The sequence below is a fragment of the Pelagibacterium sp. genome, assembly GCF_048264985.1.
In the GTDB taxonomy this organism is placed as follows: Bacteria; Pseudomonadota; Alphaproteobacteria; order Rhizobiales; family Devosiaceae; genus Pelagibacterium.
Genome location: NZ_JBLXCL010000002.1, coordinates 297,426 through 314,951, shown reverse-complemented (window position 1 = coordinate 314,951; position 17,526 = coordinate 297,426). Strand labels below are relative to the sequence as shown.

Genomic DNA, 17,526 nt, shown 5'->3' with positions numbered 1-17,526 from the left:
AGTACAATGGCTATAAGCGCATTCGTTCAGCCGCCAAAGGCAAAGTCCGGACATGACAGCAACGCCGCCTCTTCTCAATACTGACCGTCTCGTGCTGCGCGCGCCTGTGATGGCTGATTTTGAAGCCTATTCAGCGCTCATGCAGTCCGATCGCGCCGTTCATATGGGCGGCCCCTTCGATATCGAGGGCGCCTGGCATGCCTTCTGCCATGATGCTGCCCAATGGCTTTTGCTTGGCCATGGTGCCTTGATGATCGAGGCTGAGGGGCGGGCCGTCGGGCAAGTCGCTGTGAACGCAGGTCCGTTGTTTCCCGAACATGAACTGGGTTGGTTGGTCTATGAAGGGGCGGAGGGCAAGGGCTATGCTCAAGAAGCTGCGTTATGTCTCAAGTGCTGGGCACGGGATACGCTGGGCTTAAGAACGCTTGTTAGCTATGTCGATCGGGATAATTATCGATCCCGAAGCCTTGCGGAGCGGCTTGGCGCCGTTCTCGACGCCGATGCTGCCCGCCCCCATCCAGATGATCTTGTTTATCGCCACTGGTAAGCAGGCCCGGGCCTGTCCATACTAGGTCGAGGAGAATTTTCATGTCGCAACCGTACCAGACCGTTGGAGGGGGACCCAAAAAGGTACTGTATACGCTGCAAACAGTTGCGCGCATGGGCGTTGGCAAGGCTGCAAAGGCATTGACCGCAAAGAATACGTGCAAGGCTTGCGCCTATGGCATGGGCGGTCAACAGGGTGGCATGACCAACGAGTTGGGCGAGTTTCCCTCGGTTTGCAACAAGTCGGTGCAGGCGCAATCGACAGACATCCAGCCAGCAATACCGCATGCGGTTTTTTCCCACGACCTTGCCGATCTCAAAGAGCTGACCGGCAAGGAAATGGAGCATCTGGGACGCCTTGGCGATCCTGTTTATAAGCCGGCCAATTCACAGAAGTACCGCGTGGTCGACTGGGATTGGGCGCTGGACCATGCCGCCAGCAGGTTGCTGGCGACTGTGCCGGATCGGACTTTCTTTTATTCCTCCGGCCGGTCGTCCAATGAGGCCGGGTTCATCTTTCAGCTTCTGGCGCGGGCTCTGGGCACGAACAATGTCAATAATTGCTCGTACTTCTGCCACCAGGCGACCAGTGAGGGATTGGCGACCACGATCGGTAAGGGAACAGCGACCGTTGAACTTGCGGACCTTACTGGCGCCGACATGATCTTTGTGATCGGAGCCAATCCGTCATCGAACCATCCGCGCTTTATCCATATGCTAAAAAATTGCCGCGACCGGGGTGGTCAGGTCGTGGTCATCAATCCGGCACGCGAGCCTGGGCTGGTCAAATTCGCTGTGCCCAAATCACCATCATCCATGCTCAAGGGCGGAGATGAGATCGCTTCCGATTATCTCCAGCCTCGGATCGGCTCCGACATTGCCTTGATGCTCGGCATCGCCAAAGCGGTGATGGAGGCGGGCATGGAAGATGCCGACTTTATTGAGAAATTTACCGGCAATGTGGGGGCCTATAGAGCTCAAGTCCATGCAATTTCATGGGCAAACATTGAAGATTCAACGGGCGTGACGCGGGCCGACATCGAGCGCGTGGCGCACCGCTATGGACGCGCCAGGAATGTGGTCTTTGCCTGGGGGATGGGGATGACCCATCACGTTCACGGTGTTGAAAACGTTGAATCAATCGCTAATCTGGCGCTGCTGCGCGGGATGATTGGCCGCCCCCATGCCGGGCTTTTGCCACTGCGCGGACACTCCAATGTTCAAGGCATAGGCACAATCGGTGTCAAACCGCTGCTGGCCGAAGACGTCATGGCCGAAATGGAGCGCCAGTTCTCGATTTCTCTTAGTCGTTCCAATGGCTTGGACACGATGGCCTGCCTTCATGCTGCCCATGGCGGCAAGATGGACGCTGCAGTCATCATGGGCGGCAACCTCTACGGCGCTGCGCCCGACACAGCCTGGGCGGAGAGAGCTCTTAACTCCATAGGATTCAAGCTTTTTTTGACAACAACACTTAATCTTGGGCACGTCCACGGGCACGATGACTCTGAGAGTTTGATCCTCCCTGTCACAGCGCGTGACGAGGAGTGGGAGCCGACAACACAGGAATCGATGTTTAATTTCATACGTTTATCGGATGGCGGTATTGAGAGGCTGGCCAATGTTCGTCCAGAGAGCGTCATCCTCACCGACCTCGCCACCCGTCTGTTGCCCGACAGCCCAATAAACTTTCAGGCCTTCAAGAAACACACTGAAGTGCGACGGGCAATCTCTGAAATTGTTCCGGGGCTCAAGGACTTAGCTGAGATTGACGTGGCAAAGCGTGAGTTCCATATCGCCAATCGTGTCATGCACGAGCCGAGATTTTCGACAGATGATGGCAAGGGCCACTTCCAGGTTCTCCCCATTCCTGAAACCCCGGCCGCACCAGAGGGACGAAGGGCCCTTACGCTTGCGACAATCCGCTCCGAGGGGCAGTTCAACACAATTGTTTATGAAGAGACCGACAGCTATCGCAACAAGGCCCCGCGTTGGTCAGTCCTGTTGAACGGCAAGGACATGGAGGAGATGGGGATCGCGGAAGGTGACCTCATAGATATAGCTTCCGAGCAAGGAAGAATGAGCAAACTCAAGGCGTTGAGTTTCGATATTCCGCGCGGGTCGGCTCTTGCCTACTATCCCGAAGCCAATGTTCTGGTGGGCACGGTCATCGACCCGCGTTCGAAAACACCTGCCTTCAAGTCGGTTCCGATTTGGATCGAGCGGTGATCGGATAGGCAACAAATGCGAAGCGGCGGCTGTCGGGAGCCCAGGAGTTGACATTGATCGTCCCCTGGCCGCCGAACATTTCGGTGATGTCGGCCATGTCAGAGCCGTCCGGTCGCATACGGCGCAAGATCACATGTTTGTCCGGTGGATGTCCAAGCGTTTCAGGGGGATAGCTGAGATAAACCACCCATTGTCCGTCCGGCGAGGGGTGCGGAAACCAGTTCACCCGCTCGTCATCGGTCAGTTGCTCGATGCCCGAGCCATCTGTGCGCATGCGGAAAATCTGAGCGTGTCCCGGCGTTTCGGCAGCGCGCTCTGAGTTAAAATAGATCCATTCGCCGTCAGCCGAATATTCAGGGCCATCATTGGGCCTGTCGATATCTGACAGCCGCCTGTCCGGTCCCCCTGCGGCTGGAATCGTGAAAATGTTGACGCGGCGCGGCTCGTCACCCTCGATGGCGATGTACGAAAGGGTTTCTCCATCCGGCGAAATCCCGTGCAAATAGTAGCGAAAAAAGCCGCCGTGCTCGTTTGAGACTTTGCGTGGTTCACCGCCGGCAATAGGCGCTGCATAGAGGTGACCGTCACCATTGCTCAAGTAAATGGTTCGCCCGTCCGGCGAGACCACATGGTCGTTGTTGATCTCACGAATGGTACCGGTGTCGATCAGCGCAGGTTCGTAGCCGCCTTCGGCGTGTATGCGCCAGAGTTCTCCGCCTGCATTGAAAATGAGCCATTGCCCATCGGGCGTCCAATTTGGGGCTTCGATGACCTGGTCGGCGATCAGGATGGTCTTTTCGTCGCTGCCATCGAATTCGATTGTGCGCAATTCGGCGTAATGCCCGACGGAAAGAGCGCTATCACTTGCGTTGAAATGGTTCGATAGTCTGATTGCGGATCCGTTCATGCTGTCCTCCTCGCGCCGCCACGAACGCTGGACGACCATTGCACCTCTACCCAGCTTGTCCTACATACGGCCCAAAGTTTCAAACATCCGAATTTCCAAGAGGCTCTCGCTTTATGGCGCGTCAATTCATCTATCACATGCACGGCATGTCGAAGGCTTATTCCGGCGGGAAGAAGGTCATCGATAACATGAACCTCTCATTCTATCCCGATGCCAAGATCGGTATTTTGGGGCCGAACGGGGCTGGTAAGTCGACTCTTCTCAAGATCATGGCAGGGATCGATACCGAATTTACCGGTGAAGCCTGGGCGGCCGACGGCGCCACCGTGGGCTATCTGCCGCAGGAGCCGCATCTTGACGAACAGCTCGACGTTAAGGGCAACGTCATGATCGGAGTCAAGGAAAAGCAGGCCATTCTCGATCGGTACAACGAGCTGATGATGGACTATTCCGATGAGACTGCAGATGAGGCTGCGAAGCTTCAGGACCAGATCGATGCCGACGATCTCTGGGATCTCGATTCCAAGGTCGAGATGGCGATGGATGCACTGCGCTGCCCGCCGGGTAGCGAGAGCGTTGCCAATTTGTCAGGCGGTGAAAAGCGCCGGGTAGCTCTTTGCCAGTTGCTTCTCAGCCAGCCCGATCTTCTACTGCTCGATGAACCGACCAACCATCTGGACGCCGAAACGACTGCGTGGCTTGAAAAACATCTCCGTGACTATCCCGGCGCAGTACTTATCATCACCCACGATCGCTACTTCCTTGACAATGTCACTGGCTGGATTCTTGAACTCGACCGTGGTCGTGGCATTCCCTATGAGGGCAATTACACAGCGTACCTGACGGCCAAGGCCAAACGCATGCAGCAGGAAAAGAGCGAAGATCAGGCGCGCTCTAAGGTGCTGGAACGTGAAAAGGAATGGTTGGGCCAGTCGCCGCAAGCGCGTCAGACGAAATCTAAGGCACGTATCCGAGCCTATGATGAACTGGTCAAGATCAACGAAGCACGGACGCAGTCCAACACTGCCCAGATCATCATTCCGCCTGGCGAAAGACTGGGTCAGAATGTTATCGATATCGAAGGCGTCAAGAAAGGCTTCGGGGATCGTTTGCTGATCGACGGGTTGAGCTTCAAGCTGCCGCCAGGGGGCATAGTCGGGGTTATCGGCCCAAACGGTGCGGGTAAGACAACATTGTTCAAGATGCTGACCGGTCAGGAACAACCCGATGAAGGGTCTGTTACTGTCGGCGAGAGCGTCCACATGGGATATGTGGATCAAAGCCGCGACAGCCTTGATGCAAAAAAGAGCGTCTGGGAGGAAATTTCGGGCGGCAACGACATCATCAAGCTGGGCAAACGTGAGGTCAATTCGCGCGCCTATACATCATCTTTCAACTTCAAGGGTGGCGACCAGCAGCAACCCGTCGGCACACTTTCCGGCGGACAGCGCAACCGTGTGCATCTTGCCAAGATGCTCAAATCCGGCGCCAACGTGCTGCTGCTCGACGAACCGACAAACGATCTGGACACTGAAACGCTGGCGGCGCTCGAAGAAGCGCTTGAGGAATTTGCCGGTTGCGCTGTCATCATCTCGCACGATCGTATGTTCCTCGATCGTTTGGCCACCCATATCCTGGCGTTTGAAGGCGACAGTCATGTGGAATGGTTTGAAGGAAACTTCCAGGATTATGAGGCGGATAAAGTCCGTCGCCTGGGACCGGACTCTGTCAATCCCAAGCGGGTGAGTTACAAACCGTTGACGCGATAAGCCGCGATTTCGCGCACGTAACAAGGTTGTGAATGAGGGTCGGGGATTTTTCCCGGCCCGTTCATTTTGCGATAGGCTCTTGATTATGGCTGAACCGTTTTCTCTCCAGATTGACGATGCGTTGTTTGCTGGCTTTGAGGCAGGAGAAGGGATTCCGGTTGTTTTTTTGCATGCTGGGGTCTGCGATCGTCGCATGTGGCAAAATCAGATTGAGGCAGTTGCGGCCGCAGGGTTTTGGGGCATTGCGTACGATCGGCGTGGATTTGGTGATACGACGTCTCCGGATGAGGGTTTCTCCCATCTGGAGGATCTAGAAGCGGTTCTCGATGCCCTCGATGTCCATGCGGCGGTGTTTGTCGGTTGCTCAATGGGGGGCGCATTGGCGTTGGATTTTGCACTCGTCAATCCTGAGCGCACTGCTGGGTTGGTACTGGTCGGCACGTCCATCAGCGGCGCCAGGGTGCCGCATTTGCCACCGGAAATCATGCAGATCGCCAATGCCATGGAAGCTGTGGAAGAGAGCGGAGATGTCGACGCGATAAATGCGGTTGATACGCACGCCTGGCTCGACGGGCCACTGTCTGAGAGTGGTCGGGTAAAGGGTGAAGTGCGGGCGCTGTTTCAGGCAATGAACGCCAACATACTGCGCAAGAGCGAAATGACCCGGGAAGAGCGCCCTGAGGCTGCACTCGACCGCATTGCAGAGATCGACACGCCGGCGCTGCTTGTTGCGGGTGAACTCGATTTTCCTCATATCGTCAATCGCCACGACGATCTGTCCGATGAGATGGAAAACGCCTTTGCTGTTGTCATTGAGGACACAGCGCATTTGCCGAGTCTCGAGCGGCCCGAACTTTTCAATCCGCTCATGCTTGAGTTCTTGAGGATGGTGACGGGACAGTCCGAAGACGACGATCTGGATGAAGACTAGAGGGGTCGTTCACATCTTTTTGCAGATCTGTTCGCAGGCTGGATTGCCCCACTCTAGTAACGATGTCACCGATTTTGCGATACAGCGCCTCGTAGGGGGAGTTGGCACGCCAGACCAGTCGAAGTACCCGCGATGCGCCCGGAGCGCCAAGTGTATGAAATTCTATGCGCCTGTTGTGCTTCTCGCGTCGCAAACTGATGCTGGGCAAGAGCGTGACGCCATATCCATTCGCAACCAGTTCTAAAATTGTTGTCAGTGAGGTCGCCGCGAACGTGCGGCCCTGCAGGTCGGGCTTCAAAGCGCAGGCGTCGACCATTTGATCGCGCAGACAATGGCCTTCTTCGAGCAGCAAAAATTTGTCGCGCGGCAGATTTTCGAGGCTGACCGGATTGGACAATTCGGTGCCATTGCGGGTAGCCAGAACGAACGGATCGGCAAACAGGGCCATTGATGTCAGGTTCGAGCGTTCAGCGTCCGTGGCGATCAGCGCCAGATCGAGGTCGCCATCATTTAAAGCTGCAAGCAAACGTTCTGTCTTGCCTTCGCTCACCGAGAACCGGATATCGGCGAGGTCGGTTCCAAGCGAGGGCAGTATATCGGGTAACAGATAGGGTGCGACTGTGGGTATCAGCCCAAAGCGCAAAGCTCGGGCAGGTTGACCTGTGGACATATCCGCAAATGTCTCAAGGTCGACGGCTGCACTTAGTACCCGGCCAGCATGGGCGAGAAACTCCTTGCCGAAAGGGGTCAGCGTAACTGTTTTTCCGAGCCTGTCGAAAAGTGCCGTCTGGCACCGGTTTTCGAGCAGCCTGATCTGCTGAGACAGCGCTGGCTGGGTGACATGACATCGTATTGCAGCCCGACCGAAATGACCTTCTTCGGCGATGGCTTGCGCATAATGCAGTTGTCGCAACGTAATCGTGTGCATGGCGGCTCGTTCATTTTGATAAGTAATTGTTATCAGAATTGTCAGTTTTATCAATTTGCATGATTGTTATGGTGGCGCTACTAAAGGGCAGCTCTTTAGAATCGATACAAACTAGGAGGCCTCATGTCCGACAAGCCGACGATGACGACCAGCGCTGGGGCGCCGGTTCCCGACAACCAGAATTCGATTACTGCTGGCCCGCGCGGCCCGGTGCTGATGCAGGATTATCAGCTCATCGAAAAGCTTGCCCATCAGAACCGTGAGCGTATCCCGGAGCGGGTTGTGCACGCGAAGGGCTGGGGTGCGCATGGTACTCTGAAGATCACTGGCGATATCTCAAAATACACGCGTGCCAAGGCCCTGCAGCCCGGCTCGGAGACGCCCTTGATCCTGCGGTTTTCAACAGTAGCCGGAGAGCTCGGTGCTGCTGACGCTGAGCGCGATGTTCGCGGCTTTGCTATCAAATTCTACACCGAAGAAGGCAACTGGGATCTGGTTGGCAACAACACACCGGTTTTTTTCGTCCGTGATCCGCTCAAGTTCCCGGACTTTATCCACACGCAAAAGCGTCATCCCAAGACCAATCTGCGCTCGGCAACGGCGATGTGGGATTTCTGGTCACTGTCACCGGAAAGCCTTCACCAGGTCACCATCCTGATGAGCGATCGCGGACTTCCTGTCGCGCCAATGTTCATGAACGGGTACGGATCGCATACTTATTCGTTCTGGAATGACAATGGTGAGAGGTTCTGGGTGAAGTTTCACTTCAAGACCCAGCAGGGCCACAAGCACTATACTAATGAAGAGGCCGAGAAAGTTATCGGTTCTACGCGTGAGAGCTATCAGGAAGAGCTTTTCGGCGCGATCGAGAACGGCAAGTTTCCGCGTTGGACTGTTCAGGTTCAGATCATGCCTGAGGCGGACGCTGAAAAGACCAGCTACAACCCGTTCGATCTCACTAAAGTATGGCCGCATGCCGAGTATCCGCCAATTGAGATCGGCGTACTCGAACTGAACCGCAACGCCGAAAACTATTTCTCGGAAATCGAGCAGGTTGCGTTCTCACCGTCGAACATCGTGCCTGGCATTGGCCATTCGCCCGACAAGATGCTGCAGGCTCGCGTGTTCTCTTACGCCGACGCTCATCGCTATCGACTGGGAACCCATTACGAAGCATTGCCCGTCAATGCGCCAAAATGCCCGGTTCATCACTACCATCGCGATGGGCAAATGAATTTCTATGGCGGTATTAAAACCGGCAATCCTGACGCGTATTATGAGCCCAACAGCTTTGACGGTCCGGCGGAAGACAAGTCGGTTCAGGAGCCTCCGCTCAAAATATCGGGTGACGCGGACCGGTATAATCATCGCGATGGCAATGACGATTTTAGTCAGCCCCGCGCTTTGTTCAATCTGTTTGACGACGATCAGAAAAAGCGTCTGTTCGCCAATATTGCTGCAGCAATGGGCGATGCTCCGGATGCGATAATCGAGCGTCAGTGCAAGTTGTTCGACGAAGTTCATCCTGAGTACGGCGCCGGAGTGCGCGCAGCGGTTGCCGCCGGCAAGACCGAACGCCCGGCAGCAATCTCGGCAGCCGAATAAGCCCGATTATGTCGCTCAAATGTGGGACCCGGTTCGGGCCGGGTCCCTTTTTTATGCCAAGAGTAGAAGTACGTAGCCTTTTAATTAAATGTCACGCGACGAATTCAGCCGGCTGAAAAGGCGCAACGGTTAGCTAGACCGAACATGCGGCAACCAGCCGGGGAGAACATAATGACCGAAGCAAGTGACAGCGTACGGGCCTTCGCAAATTTCAGGGTTCTGAATGGCGAAGCTGATGCGGGCGAGCGCGATCACCTGATCCGCAATTTGGCGCAATTGTTCTCTTACGTATCGGACAGATGCGATGACGAACAAGTTGCGCAGTATGATGAAGTATTGTGTCAACTTGCCGATATCGTTGAGGTAGAGGCAAGAGCGCATGTGGCCAAGTTGCTGGCTCCGCTCGACAGGGCGCCAGGGTCGGTCGTTCTCAAGCTTGCCAATGACGAAATCGAAGTTGCGGCGCCTCTTCTTGAATTCTCTCAGGTGCTTTCCGATGACGATCTCATCGAGATCGTTGAGCATCGTTCAGAGGCGCATCGGTCGGCCATTGCCAACCGAAAGGGCCTCGCGGGCCGTGTCGGCGAAGCTATCGCCACCTCCGGTGAGCAGCCTTCCATCATGGGGTTGCTGGGCAATGTCAAAGCTGAAATTACCTATCTTGCCGTTGACAAGATTGCTCAGCGAGCACTCGAAAACGAGGCGTTCGCACCGTTGTTGCGTGGCCGCAAAGACATCGATTGGGCCGGGGCCAGAGCTGAAATTTCGACTGTGGGCCTGGCGGCGTTGGAGAAAATCGGCATTTTCTCGCGAATGGACAATGCCAAGACTGCCTCCCGGGTTCAGGCGGTTGTCTACAACCGTATCAAGAACCAGGCCGGCTTTTCATCACAAGAGTGGAAGCTTGCCTGGAACCAGGTGAAAGCGCTTGCCGACCGTCGTCGCTTTGATCTCAAGGCGTTGCACCGCTTTACACGCTTCGGCTATGGACACCATACGGCCGCCGGTCTGACAATGCTGCTCGAGGTTAGACCCGAAATTGTCGTTAAATGGCTGGCCATGCAAGACTACGTGGCATTTACGGTTGCGGCCCGTGCAATCGGACTTGATGCAGCACTGTTTGAATCCATAGTTAGTGTGCTGCCGTGGCGCGACATGCCGAGCCGAGTCGACATCGTCAATGTGCGTAAACGCTATGAAGCGCTGAGCGAAGACGAGGCTTCAGGTATTTTCGATCTGTGGAGATCTCATTCTTTCCGGCGCCGCCAGGAAGAAGCTGTAGCATGATCGGCCGTCAGGCTTGACAGGATAGATATAAAGATATCTTTATGTCCCCAACTGTTTTGACAGATTGGGACAGCAATGCGGCAACCGCAGGACATCGTCTTGCTATTGAAAGCGGCGGGTGAAGTTACCCGCCTGCGCCTGCTTGCGCTTTTGGCTCAAGGTGAGCTTTCGGTCAAGGATTTCACCGAGATTCTGGGGCAGAGCCAACCGCGGATATCGCGTCATCTAAAATTACTTGCCGATGCGGGACTGGTCACACGGCATGCAGAGGGCGCCTGGGCCTATTATCGGCTCAATCGCGACCAGACCAGTGGCGCTCTCTCTGCGTGGTTGATGGAGCATCTCGATACCGATGCGCCAGAGATACGGCGGGATCTGGATAAGTTGTCGAGCTTGCGCGGTGCTCAGCAGGAGCGTGCTGCGGCCTTTTTTGCCACAATTGCTCAAAGCTGGGACAAGCTGCGTAGTCTACACATCGCGGAGTCCGCACTTGAGGATGCTATTGTCGCTGAAGCCGGCCAGGGACTCATCGACATATTCCTTGATCTTGGTACGGGCACTGGCCGGATGCTTGAACTGCTTGCTGACCGCTACGTCCAGGGCATCGGGTTGGATTCAAGCCGAGAGATGCTCTCGGTGGCTCGCGCTAAACTCGATGCCGAGGGGATCGAAACAGCGCAGGTGCGGCTGGGCAATATCATCGAGCTCGACGATTATCGAGACACTGCTGACCTTGTGATGCTGCACCAGGTGCTTCATTATTTCGATGATCCGTCAATTCCCATCGTTCACGCTGCGTCATGTCTGAAACCCGACGGCCGGATGCTCGTAGTCGATTTTGCGCCCCACGACCTTGAGTTTCTGCGTAGTGAGCAGGCCCATCGTCGCCTTGGGCTGTCAGAGGAACAGATGGCCCTTTGGGCGAACGCCGCGGGCCTGTCGGTGGTTACCTGCCGAACATTTCCACCATCGCGCGCTGATGGGCTAACCGTGTGCTTGTGGGCGCTAGAGAATTTGAATTCGAACAATACAAAAGGAGTCTGATCGTGGTGTCTGCGACAGGCGAGAGCCGGCTGAGCCGTCAGCCCGAAGAAGGGCGTCCCGACATTGCCGTGAGCTTTGAGTTCTTCCCACCAAAGACTGACGCAATGGAGGACAGGTTCTGGGCGAGCCTCTCCCGGCTGGCGCCGCTCGGCCCGCGGTTTGTTTCTGTAACATATGGTGCGGGTGGCTCGACCCGAGAGCGAACATTGCGCATGGTATCGCGCATTACCAATGAAACCGGTGTGCCGGCGGCAGCCCATCTGACATGTGTGGGAGCCACGCGCGGCGAAGTCGATGACGTTGTGCGCGGCTACGCAGAGGCGGGCATTGCCCGGATTGTTGCTTTGCGCGGAGACCCTCCAGAAGGTGTCGGGCACGCCTTTACACCGCATCCGGACGGCTATAACAGCGCAGCGGATCTTGTAGCGGGCATCCGAAAGCTCGGTGATTTCGATATCTCAGTTGCAGCCTATCCCGAAAAGCATCCACAGAGCGCTGATTGGGACGCCGATATCGACAATCTCAAGCGTAAACTCGACGCCGGGGCTGACAGGGCGATTACGCAGATGTTCTTTGAAAATGGCGACTACTGGCGGTTCGTCGAGAGGGCCCGCAAGGCTGGTATTTCGGCGCCTATCGTGCCTGGCATCCAGCCGATTCACAGCTTTCGGCAAATCGCTGGCTTTGCCGGTCGCTGCGGAGCTTCAATTCCACAATGGCTGGCGGACCGGTTCGGTGGGCTCGATGAGGATCCCGAAACCCATGCGCTGGTTGCTGCGGCCGTGGCGGCAGAGCAAGTTACTGAACTTCTGGATTCAGGGGTTACCGAGTTCCATTTCTATACACTCAATCGCTCCAATCTGGTTCTTGCGCTGGCGCGATTGCTTGGTATTCGGCCCTGATAAGTTTAGGCTTTGAGGGTGCCTTCATGTTCCGTTCACCAAACTGCTGCCATTTTCAAAGGCGAAGAGATTGGTGGTGCGGGGGCACACTGGCCACAGGCCGAATGGATCAAAGACATGATGCTGTCTAAGCCCGTTGCGTCGGGTGCAATGCTGGTTGTGATGATGGGTGCCGTTGCTGCTGCTGCCTTGCAGCAGGAACCAGGTGCTGGCTTTGTCGATGTACCGGTTGCGCCTCAACAAAGCGCCGCTCTCGATCGGGAGGCGACGGCTGCTGATCGCGTGGTGGAAAGTGCAGGCTTTCCGGTTGTACCTCAGGCGGAACGCGATCGGGCAGGCGAGGCAACCCATGGTCCCGTGGTGACTGTCAATGGCCGGCCATTGGGTGAAGATTCGGCATTATACAATCCTACACCGCCGCAGGCGCCGGTACAGCCGGTTGGGGCGGAGACAGCTCCCGTAACCGGAAGTGCTGAAACGGCCGCGATTGAGCCGCCGCGCCCTTTGCCGCGGCCAGCGGGACTCGAGAAACCGCAGCGACAGAACGCTGACGGCATCGACTATGATGCAATTGCCAATGCTGCACGTGGCCCGATTGAGAATTATGAGAATAGTGTCACCAACTTTCTGACGCCGCCCGATACGCAGTTGCTTGCACCCTTGACCGAAACCAACGCCGACTACGAACGAAATCTCGGCGGTCGGCCCGAGCAGGACGAACTGATTGGCGTTGTGGGGCCTAACGGTGAAGTTCTCTGGGTTTATGAGGAACAGGTGCCGACCCTGAACAGCCGAGTCACGATCGAGCGCAGGCAACAGGTGCCGCAGACCAACCCGTTTGGCTTCGTTTACGAATAGACTAACACAGTGGCGCGCATTGACGCAGGGCCGACGAACCGTCTTGCTTGTGCCCCATTGCTGCTGACGATAAAGAACGTCCCGGCAAAGGTTCGCACGGAATACGGTCATGTCGATCTGGCAGCAAATTGCAGCGCTCCTCGGATCTTTCTCGCAAGGGACAGGTTTGGCTGGTGGTATTGCCAGCGTCCTGGACCCCGATAACTGGATGCCGGGCGGGCGCGAGACAGCCTTTACCATGTCGATCATAGCGCTTTCGGCCAAAATGGCGGTCGCAGATGGCGTTGTGAGTCGGCGCGAGGTCATCACTTTTCACAAACTGGTCGATATACCCGAAGGGGCCGACGCACATGTGGACCGGTTTTTTGCGCTTGCTCAACAGGACGTCACCGGGTTCGACAGCTATGCCCGCAAAGTGCGCAAGCTGTTCGCTGACAGTCCGGCCACTCTCGAACATGTTCTTGATGCTCTCTTTGAAATTGCCACTGCCGATGGCTTCGTTCATGGCGACGAGATGGCCTATTTGCAGGCAGTGAGCGAAATTTTCGGCTTCGACTCCGTGCGGTTCGAACAGATCGCATCGCAACATGTCCTGCTTCCGTCTGGGCATCGCGACCCATATGCGGTGCTGGGCTTGGCGCCAGACGTGACTGACGACGAACTACGCCGCGCTTACCGCAGGCTAGTCGCAGAGCATCATCCCGACCGGATGATCGCCAAGGGTGTTCCTGACGAACTGATGGGGTTGGCCTCTGCAAAAATGGCGGCCATCAACACGGCCTATCGTGACGTTACCCAGGCTCGCGGCACGCGGCCGGCATTGGTGACAACTTAATCGACTTGACCGTATTGCCGTCAGCACCCTATGTCACCCGGTCACCAGTTGACCGGGCGGCCGCTGGACGTTTTACGTCTGGAGGAAAGTCCGGGCTCCATGAGAACACGGTGCCGGGTAACGCCCGGCGGGGGCGACCCCAGGGAAAGTGCCACAGAAAGCAAACCGCCACGGACTTGTCCGGGGTAAGGGTGAAAGGGTGCGGTAAGAGCGCACCGGGTGCCTGGCAACAGGGATCGCACGGTAAACCCCACCGGGAGCAAAACCGAATAGGGACGATGGAGGCTTGCCTCGGCCGTGTTTTCTCGGCTTGTCGTCCGGGTTGGTTGCATGAGGACTGCAGCAATGCGGTTCCCAGATGAATGGTCGCCACGTCTGCGTTTCGGCGCGGGCCCTACAGAACCCGGCTTATAGGTCAACTGGTGACCGTATTTCCGTTCATTTTGCTTTCAAATCAGTTTGGGAAACAAAATCTTAAAGACTGAGATGCAATCTGCTTAATGTGGATTCATGCCACGTTTTTTTGTTTGAGTTCCAGCCGAATTTCGGCTGGCCCAAGGAGCGCCGGGCGCGAGTATCTGACCAGATGGGCGAGCCACAATCCTCTCATGAATCGGTGTTGTTGAGCGAAGTGCTTACAGCGCTTGCGCCGCTTGATGGCGCGCGCATTGTCGACGGTACGTTCGGGGCGGGCGGCTATTCGCGGGCGCTTCTGACTGCCGGCGCATTGGTGACCGGAATTGATCGCGATCCAACAGTTGCACCATTCGTGGATGCCCTTGGTACTGAATTTCCTGACACTTTCGTATTTGTTGCCGGAGCATTTTCCGAAATTGATACTCTGGTGGGTGAGCCGGTCGTCGATGGGGTCGTGCTTGATATCGGGGTCAGCTCTATGCAACTAGACCAAGCAGAACGCGGCTTTTCCTTCATGCGATCCGGTCCCTTGGACATGCGCATGGGGCAGCAAGGCGAAACAGCCGCCGATCTTGTAAATACGCTGAGTGAAACAGATCTTGGCAATCTGATCTTTGCGTTCGGTGAGGAGCGGGCTGCCCGACGGATCGCAAAGGCGATCGTCCAGGCGCGCAAACTGGCGCCGATTAGCGATACGCTCGCGCTGGCCCAACTCATCGAAAAGACAGTCGGGCGCAAACCCGGCTCTCCCCATCCCGCGACGCGGACGTTCCAAGGCTTGCGGATCGCCGTTAACGGCGAGTTCGATCAGCTGGTTTCGGGCCTTTTCGCAGCAGAGCGCATGCTCCCCGAAGGCGGGCGGCTGGCTGTCGTTACCTTCCATTCCCTTGAAGACCGTATCGTCAAACGCTTCTTTGATCAGACCAAGACGGCTGCGCCGCAATCGCGCCACTTGCCATACTCCGAACCTATCGAGGCGTGTTGGGCGCCGGTTCGGAAAGCCGTCAGGGCCAGCGCCGAAGAATTGGCTCGCAACCCACGTTCCCGTTCAGCAACGCTGCGTAGTGGTATTCGCACCGCAGCTGCAGCACGACCTCAGCAGTCGGCGGGTCTGGGTGTTCCAGGTTTTCGGAGAGGCGCAGCGTGAGCCGGTTTCTGCATAGTCTCAATATCGTGCTGGGGGTCATCGCTGTGATCGCCGTTGTTGCCGTATACTCGCAAAAGCATATGGCTGAACTCACTGCCGAGGAAATTGGCAGGGTCGAGCGGACCATCGCCCAGCAACAGGCGGACCTGTCGATTCTCAAGGCCGACTGGGCCTATCTCAACCAGCCAACGCATGTGCAACCAATCGTTGACCGTCACAACGATGTTCTGAATCTCCAGGTTGCGCAGGCACAGCAGTTCGGCAGTTTTGCCGATTTGCCCATGCGCCCTCAACAGCGTCTGGATACCGAGTCCCTTGACGCCTTGTTCGAAACGATAGAGGCGGGCGAAGATCCGATCGGATCCCTTTTGGAGGGGTTGCTATGAGCGCGATCACTCCGGACACTATTTCTCTTGATGGTACGCGCAAGACGCGTGGCAATCTTACAGGCGCCCGTATTCGCTGGGCGATGGCGTTCGTCCTTATCGTATTCGCGGTGATGTTTGGGCGGTTGATCTGGCTGGGAAATGTCGAGATCGATACAACCATCGAGGGTCAGACACGTGACGCCATTATGGCGTCTCGACCGGCAATTCTTGATCGCAATGGCCTTGAGATGGCCGTCGACATCCGGGTCCCATCTTTATTTGCCGAGCCAAGGCGCATTCTTGATGTCGATGAGGCCGCCGATGCGATCCTGACTGTCCTCCCCAATCTCGACAGCGCATGGCTGCGCGACAGGTTGACTGGTGACCAGGGCTTTGTGTGGGTTGCGCGCGAATTGACTCCAGCCCAACGCGATCGGATCATGAGACTCGGGATTCCGGGGCTCGACTTTCTCGAAGAGAGCAAGCGGTTCTACCCCGGTGGCACGGTTGCCGCCCATCTTATGGGCGCCGTCAACATCGACAATGTGGGAATTGCCGGTGTTGAAAAGCATCTCGATGACGACAATCTGGCTTTGTTGCAGAATCTCGGACTGGCACGCGACAGTGCGTTGACACCGGTCAATCTTGCCATCGATCTGCGTGTCCAGAGCATTCTGCACGAAGAGCTCGTCGGGTCCATGGATCGCTATCAGGCTGTCGCCGCGGGGGGCGCAATCATGGATGTGCGAACCGGCGAGATTATCGCGATGGCTTCGCTTCCTGATTTCGACCCCAATGCGCCAGCAAGCATGCTTGAGGAGGGCCGCTTTAATCGTCTGACCGCTGCCAAGTTTGAAGTGGGTTCGATTTTCAAGCCGATCACGTTCGCTGCGGCTCTCGATGCTGGCGCGATACAGCTCACCGACAGCATTGATGCACGGTTTGGGGTTCGTTTCGGGCGCTATACGATTGAAGATTTTCACGGCAAGTACCGCATGCTATCTGTGCCGGAAGTCTTCCGTTATTCGTCCAATATCGGGACGATCAGAATCATGCAGGCTATGGGGAAGGACAACTTCCGGGCTTTTCTGACTCGTATCGGTCTGGATGGTTCTCCACAGATCGAATTACCCGAAGTGACGCGTTCAGCTATTCCGGCGAGCTTTTCAGAGGTTGGAGCAGCGACAGCTTCGTTTGGGCACGGGTTGAGTGTGACGCCGCTGCAAGTGTTGACGGCAACGGCAGCGCTGGTTAACGGCGGACACCTGATGGATGCGACATTGTTTCCGCGGACTCATCAGGAGGCTATGGCCGCCTCCACGCAGGTCGTATCCGAGCAGACAAGCGACTACATCCGCTACTTGATGCGTATGAACGGCGCAGTCGGTTCAGGCAGCACAGGCAACAGGATTGCTGAGGGCTATCGCTGGGGTGGCAAGACGGGAACAGCAGAGAAAGTCGTTGATGGGCGCTATTCGAGCAGCCTCGTAACCGCTTTCTTTTCTTCGGCGTTTCCACTTGATGATCCGAAGTATGCCCTCATTATTTTCGTAGACGAACCCAAGCCGGAAAATGAGCAGTCGGGCCGAACCGCGGGCTGGAACGCCGGTCAGATGTCCGGCCGTATTGTAAAGCGTATCGCGCCGATGCTTGGTGTCCAGCCGATCCTGGGACCGGAAATTGACGCGCAGCTTGTTCCGATGCAGTTGCGCACCGGGGCCGAGTTTACCGGGTTCTGATGTACGTGGCGGAA

The 17,526-nt window shown here is 56.4% G+C and carries 15 protein-coding genes and 1 other RNA gene; 14 read left to right on the top strand and 2 right to left on the bottom strand.

Annotated elements, in window-relative coordinates; genetic code table 11:
- The first annotated feature begins 52 nt into the window (after positions 1-52).
- Together ACN0TA_RS10850 and ACN0TA_RS10845 are read left to right on the top strand one after the other, a co-directional pair.
- On the top strand, positions 53-547 hold the full coding sequence (locus ACN0TA_RS10850) for a GNAT family N-acetyltransferase (protein ID WP_417582728.1): 495 nt from the start codon (positions 53-55) through the stop codon (positions 545-547).
- Positions 548-588: 41 nt separating this feature from the next.
- A complete protein-coding gene (locus ACN0TA_RS10845) occupies positions 589-2,775 on the top strand; it encodes an FdhF/YdeP family oxidoreductase (RefSeq protein WP_417582726.1) in 2,187 nt (728 codons plus the stop codon).
- Here ACN0TA_RS10845 and ACN0TA_RS10840 read toward each other — a convergent pair.
- Positions 2,744-3,682 (bottom strand): TolB family protein, encoded by a 939-nt coding sequence (locus ACN0TA_RS10840; RefSeq protein ID WP_417582724.1) that lies wholly within the window; start codon positions 3,680-3,682, stop codon positions 2,744-2,746. The two genes, ACN0TA_RS10845 and ACN0TA_RS10840, sit on opposite strands and share 32 nt — an antisense overlap.
- 113 nt (positions 3,683-3,795) lie before the next feature.
- On the opposite strand from ACN0TA_RS10840, the gene ettA reads away from it, so the two are divergent.
- Both ettA and ACN0TA_RS10830 read left to right on the top strand, forming a co-directional pair.
- Positions 3,796-5,451 carry an energy-dependent translational throttle protein EttA gene (gene ettA, locus ACN0TA_RS10835; protein WP_417582722.1) on the top strand — a complete coding sequence of 552 codons (1,656 nt, stop codon included), beginning with the start codon at positions 3,796-3,798 and terminating at the stop codon, positions 5,449-5,451.
- Between the two features lie 85 nt (positions 5,452-5,536).
- Positions 5,537-6,382, top strand: a complete 846-nt coding sequence (locus ACN0TA_RS10830; RefSeq protein ID WP_417582720.1) for an alpha/beta fold hydrolase — start codon at positions 5,537-5,539, stop codon at positions 6,380-6,382.
- Here the strand turns inward: ACN0TA_RS10830 and ACN0TA_RS10825 are convergent.
- Positions 6,318-7,310, bottom strand: coding sequence for a hydrogen peroxide-inducible genes activator (locus ACN0TA_RS10825; RefSeq protein WP_417582718.1), 993 nt, complete (start codon positions 7,308-7,310; stop codon positions 6,318-6,320). The two genes, ACN0TA_RS10830 and ACN0TA_RS10825, sit on opposite strands and share 65 nt — an antisense overlap.
- Positions 7,311-7,433: 123 nt before the next feature.
- On the opposite strand from ACN0TA_RS10825, the gene ACN0TA_RS10820 reads away from it, so the two are divergent.
- The 10 genes from ACN0TA_RS10820 to ACN0TA_RS10775 all read left to right on the top strand — a co-directional run bounded on the left by ACN0TA_RS10820 (position 7,434) and on the right by ACN0TA_RS10775 (position 17,512).
- Entirely contained in the window at positions 7,434-8,915 is a 1,482-nt protein-coding gene (locus ACN0TA_RS10820) for a catalase (protein ID WP_417582716.1), read from the top strand.
- 171 nt (positions 8,916-9,086) lie between these two features.
- Entirely contained in the window at positions 9,087-10,202 is a 1,116-nt protein-coding gene (locus tag ACN0TA_RS10815; protein ID WP_417582714.1) for a DUF2336 domain-containing protein, read from the top strand.
- 75 nt (positions 10,203-10,277) lie between these two features.
- Positions 10,278-11,246: an ArsR/SmtB family transcription factor gene (locus ACN0TA_RS10810; RefSeq protein WP_417582712.1), complete on the top strand. Its 969-nt coding sequence runs from the start codon at positions 10,278-10,280 to the stop codon at positions 11,244-11,246.
- Between the two features lie 2 nt (positions 11,247-11,248).
- Positions 11,249-12,148, top strand: a complete 900-nt coding sequence (metF, locus tag ACN0TA_RS10805) for a methylenetetrahydrofolate reductase [NAD(P)H] (protein ID WP_417582710.1) — start codon at positions 11,249-11,251, stop codon at positions 12,146-12,148.
- A 117-nt stretch (positions 12,149-12,265) separates the two neighbouring features.
- Entirely contained in the window at positions 12,266-13,006 is a 741-nt protein-coding gene (locus ACN0TA_RS10800) for a hypothetical protein (protein ID WP_417582708.1), read from the top strand.
- A gap of 109 nt (positions 13,007-13,115) precedes the next feature.
- Entirely contained in the window at positions 13,116-13,841 is a 726-nt protein-coding gene (locus ACN0TA_RS10795; RefSeq protein WP_417582706.1) for a TerB family tellurite resistance protein, read from the top strand.
- Between the two features lie 44 nt (positions 13,842-13,885).
- Positions 13,886-14,268, top strand: an RNA gene (gene rnpB / locus ACN0TA_RS10790) — RNase P RNA component class A.
- Between the two features lie 159 nt (positions 14,269-14,427).
- Complete coding sequence (rsmH, locus tag ACN0TA_RS10785; RefSeq protein WP_417582704.1) at positions 14,428-15,405, top strand: 16S rRNA (cytosine(1402)-N(4))-methyltransferase RsmH; 978 nt, start codon at positions 14,428-14,430, stop codon at positions 15,403-15,405.
- On the top strand, positions 15,402-15,791 hold the full coding sequence (ftsL, locus tag ACN0TA_RS10780; RefSeq protein ID WP_417582702.1) for a cell division protein FtsL: 390 nt from the start codon (positions 15,402-15,404) through the stop codon (positions 15,789-15,791). The genes rsmH and ftsL overlap by 4 nt, the downstream gene beginning before the upstream one ends.
- The gene (locus ACN0TA_RS10775; RefSeq protein ID WP_417582700.1) at positions 15,788-17,512 is read left to right on the top strand and encodes a peptidoglycan D,D-transpeptidase FtsI family protein; all 1,725 of its coding nucleotides are present in this window, start codon (positions 15,788-15,790) and stop codon (positions 17,510-17,512) included. The genes ftsL and ACN0TA_RS10775 overlap by 4 nt, the downstream gene beginning before the upstream one ends.
- Positions 17,513-17,526: the final 14 nt, after the last annotated feature.

Coding starts and splice junctions, on each gene's coding strand:
- ACN0TA_RS10850 (WP_417582728.1), top strand. CDS start 53: ATGACAGCAACGCCGCCTCTTCTCAATACTGACCGTCTCGTGCTGCGC.
- ACN0TA_RS10845 (WP_417582726.1), top strand. CDS start 589: ATGTCGCAACCGTACCAGACCGTTGGAGGGGGACCCAAAAAGGTACTG.
- ACN0TA_RS10840 (WP_417582724.1), bottom strand. CDS start 3,682: ATGAACGGATCCGCAATCAGACTATCGAACCATTTCAACGCAAGTGAT.
- ettA (WP_417582722.1), top strand. CDS start 3,796: ATGGCGCGTCAATTCATCTATCACATGCACGGCATGTCGAAGGCTTAT.
- ACN0TA_RS10830 (WP_417582720.1), top strand. CDS start 5,537: ATGGCTGAACCGTTTTCTCTCCAGATTGACGATGCGTTGTTTGCTGGC.
- ACN0TA_RS10825 (WP_417582718.1), bottom strand. CDS start 7,310: ATGCACACGATTACGTTGCGACAACTGCATTATGCGCAAGCCATCGCC.
- ACN0TA_RS10820 (WP_417582716.1), top strand. CDS start 7,434: ATGTCCGACAAGCCGACGATGACGACCAGCGCTGGGGCGCCGGTTCCC.
- ACN0TA_RS10815 (WP_417582714.1), top strand. CDS start 9,087: ATGACCGAAGCAAGTGACAGCGTACGGGCCTTCGCAAATTTCAGGGTT.
- ACN0TA_RS10810 (WP_417582712.1), top strand. CDS start 10,278: ATGCGGCAACCGCAGGACATCGTCTTGCTATTGAAAGCGGCGGGTGAA.
- ACN0TA_RS10800 (WP_417582708.1), top strand. CDS start 12,266: ATGATGCTGTCTAAGCCCGTTGCGTCGGGTGCAATGCTGGTTGTGATG.
- ACN0TA_RS10795 (WP_417582706.1), top strand. CDS start 13,116: ATGTCGATCTGGCAGCAAATTGCAGCGCTCCTCGGATCTTTCTCGCAA.
- rsmH (WP_417582704.1), top strand. CDS start 14,428: ATGGGCGAGCCACAATCCTCTCATGAATCGGTGTTGTTGAGCGAAGTG.
- ACN0TA_RS10775 (WP_417582700.1), top strand. CDS start 15,788: ATGAGCGCGATCACTCCGGACACTATTTCTCTTGATGGTACGCGCAAG.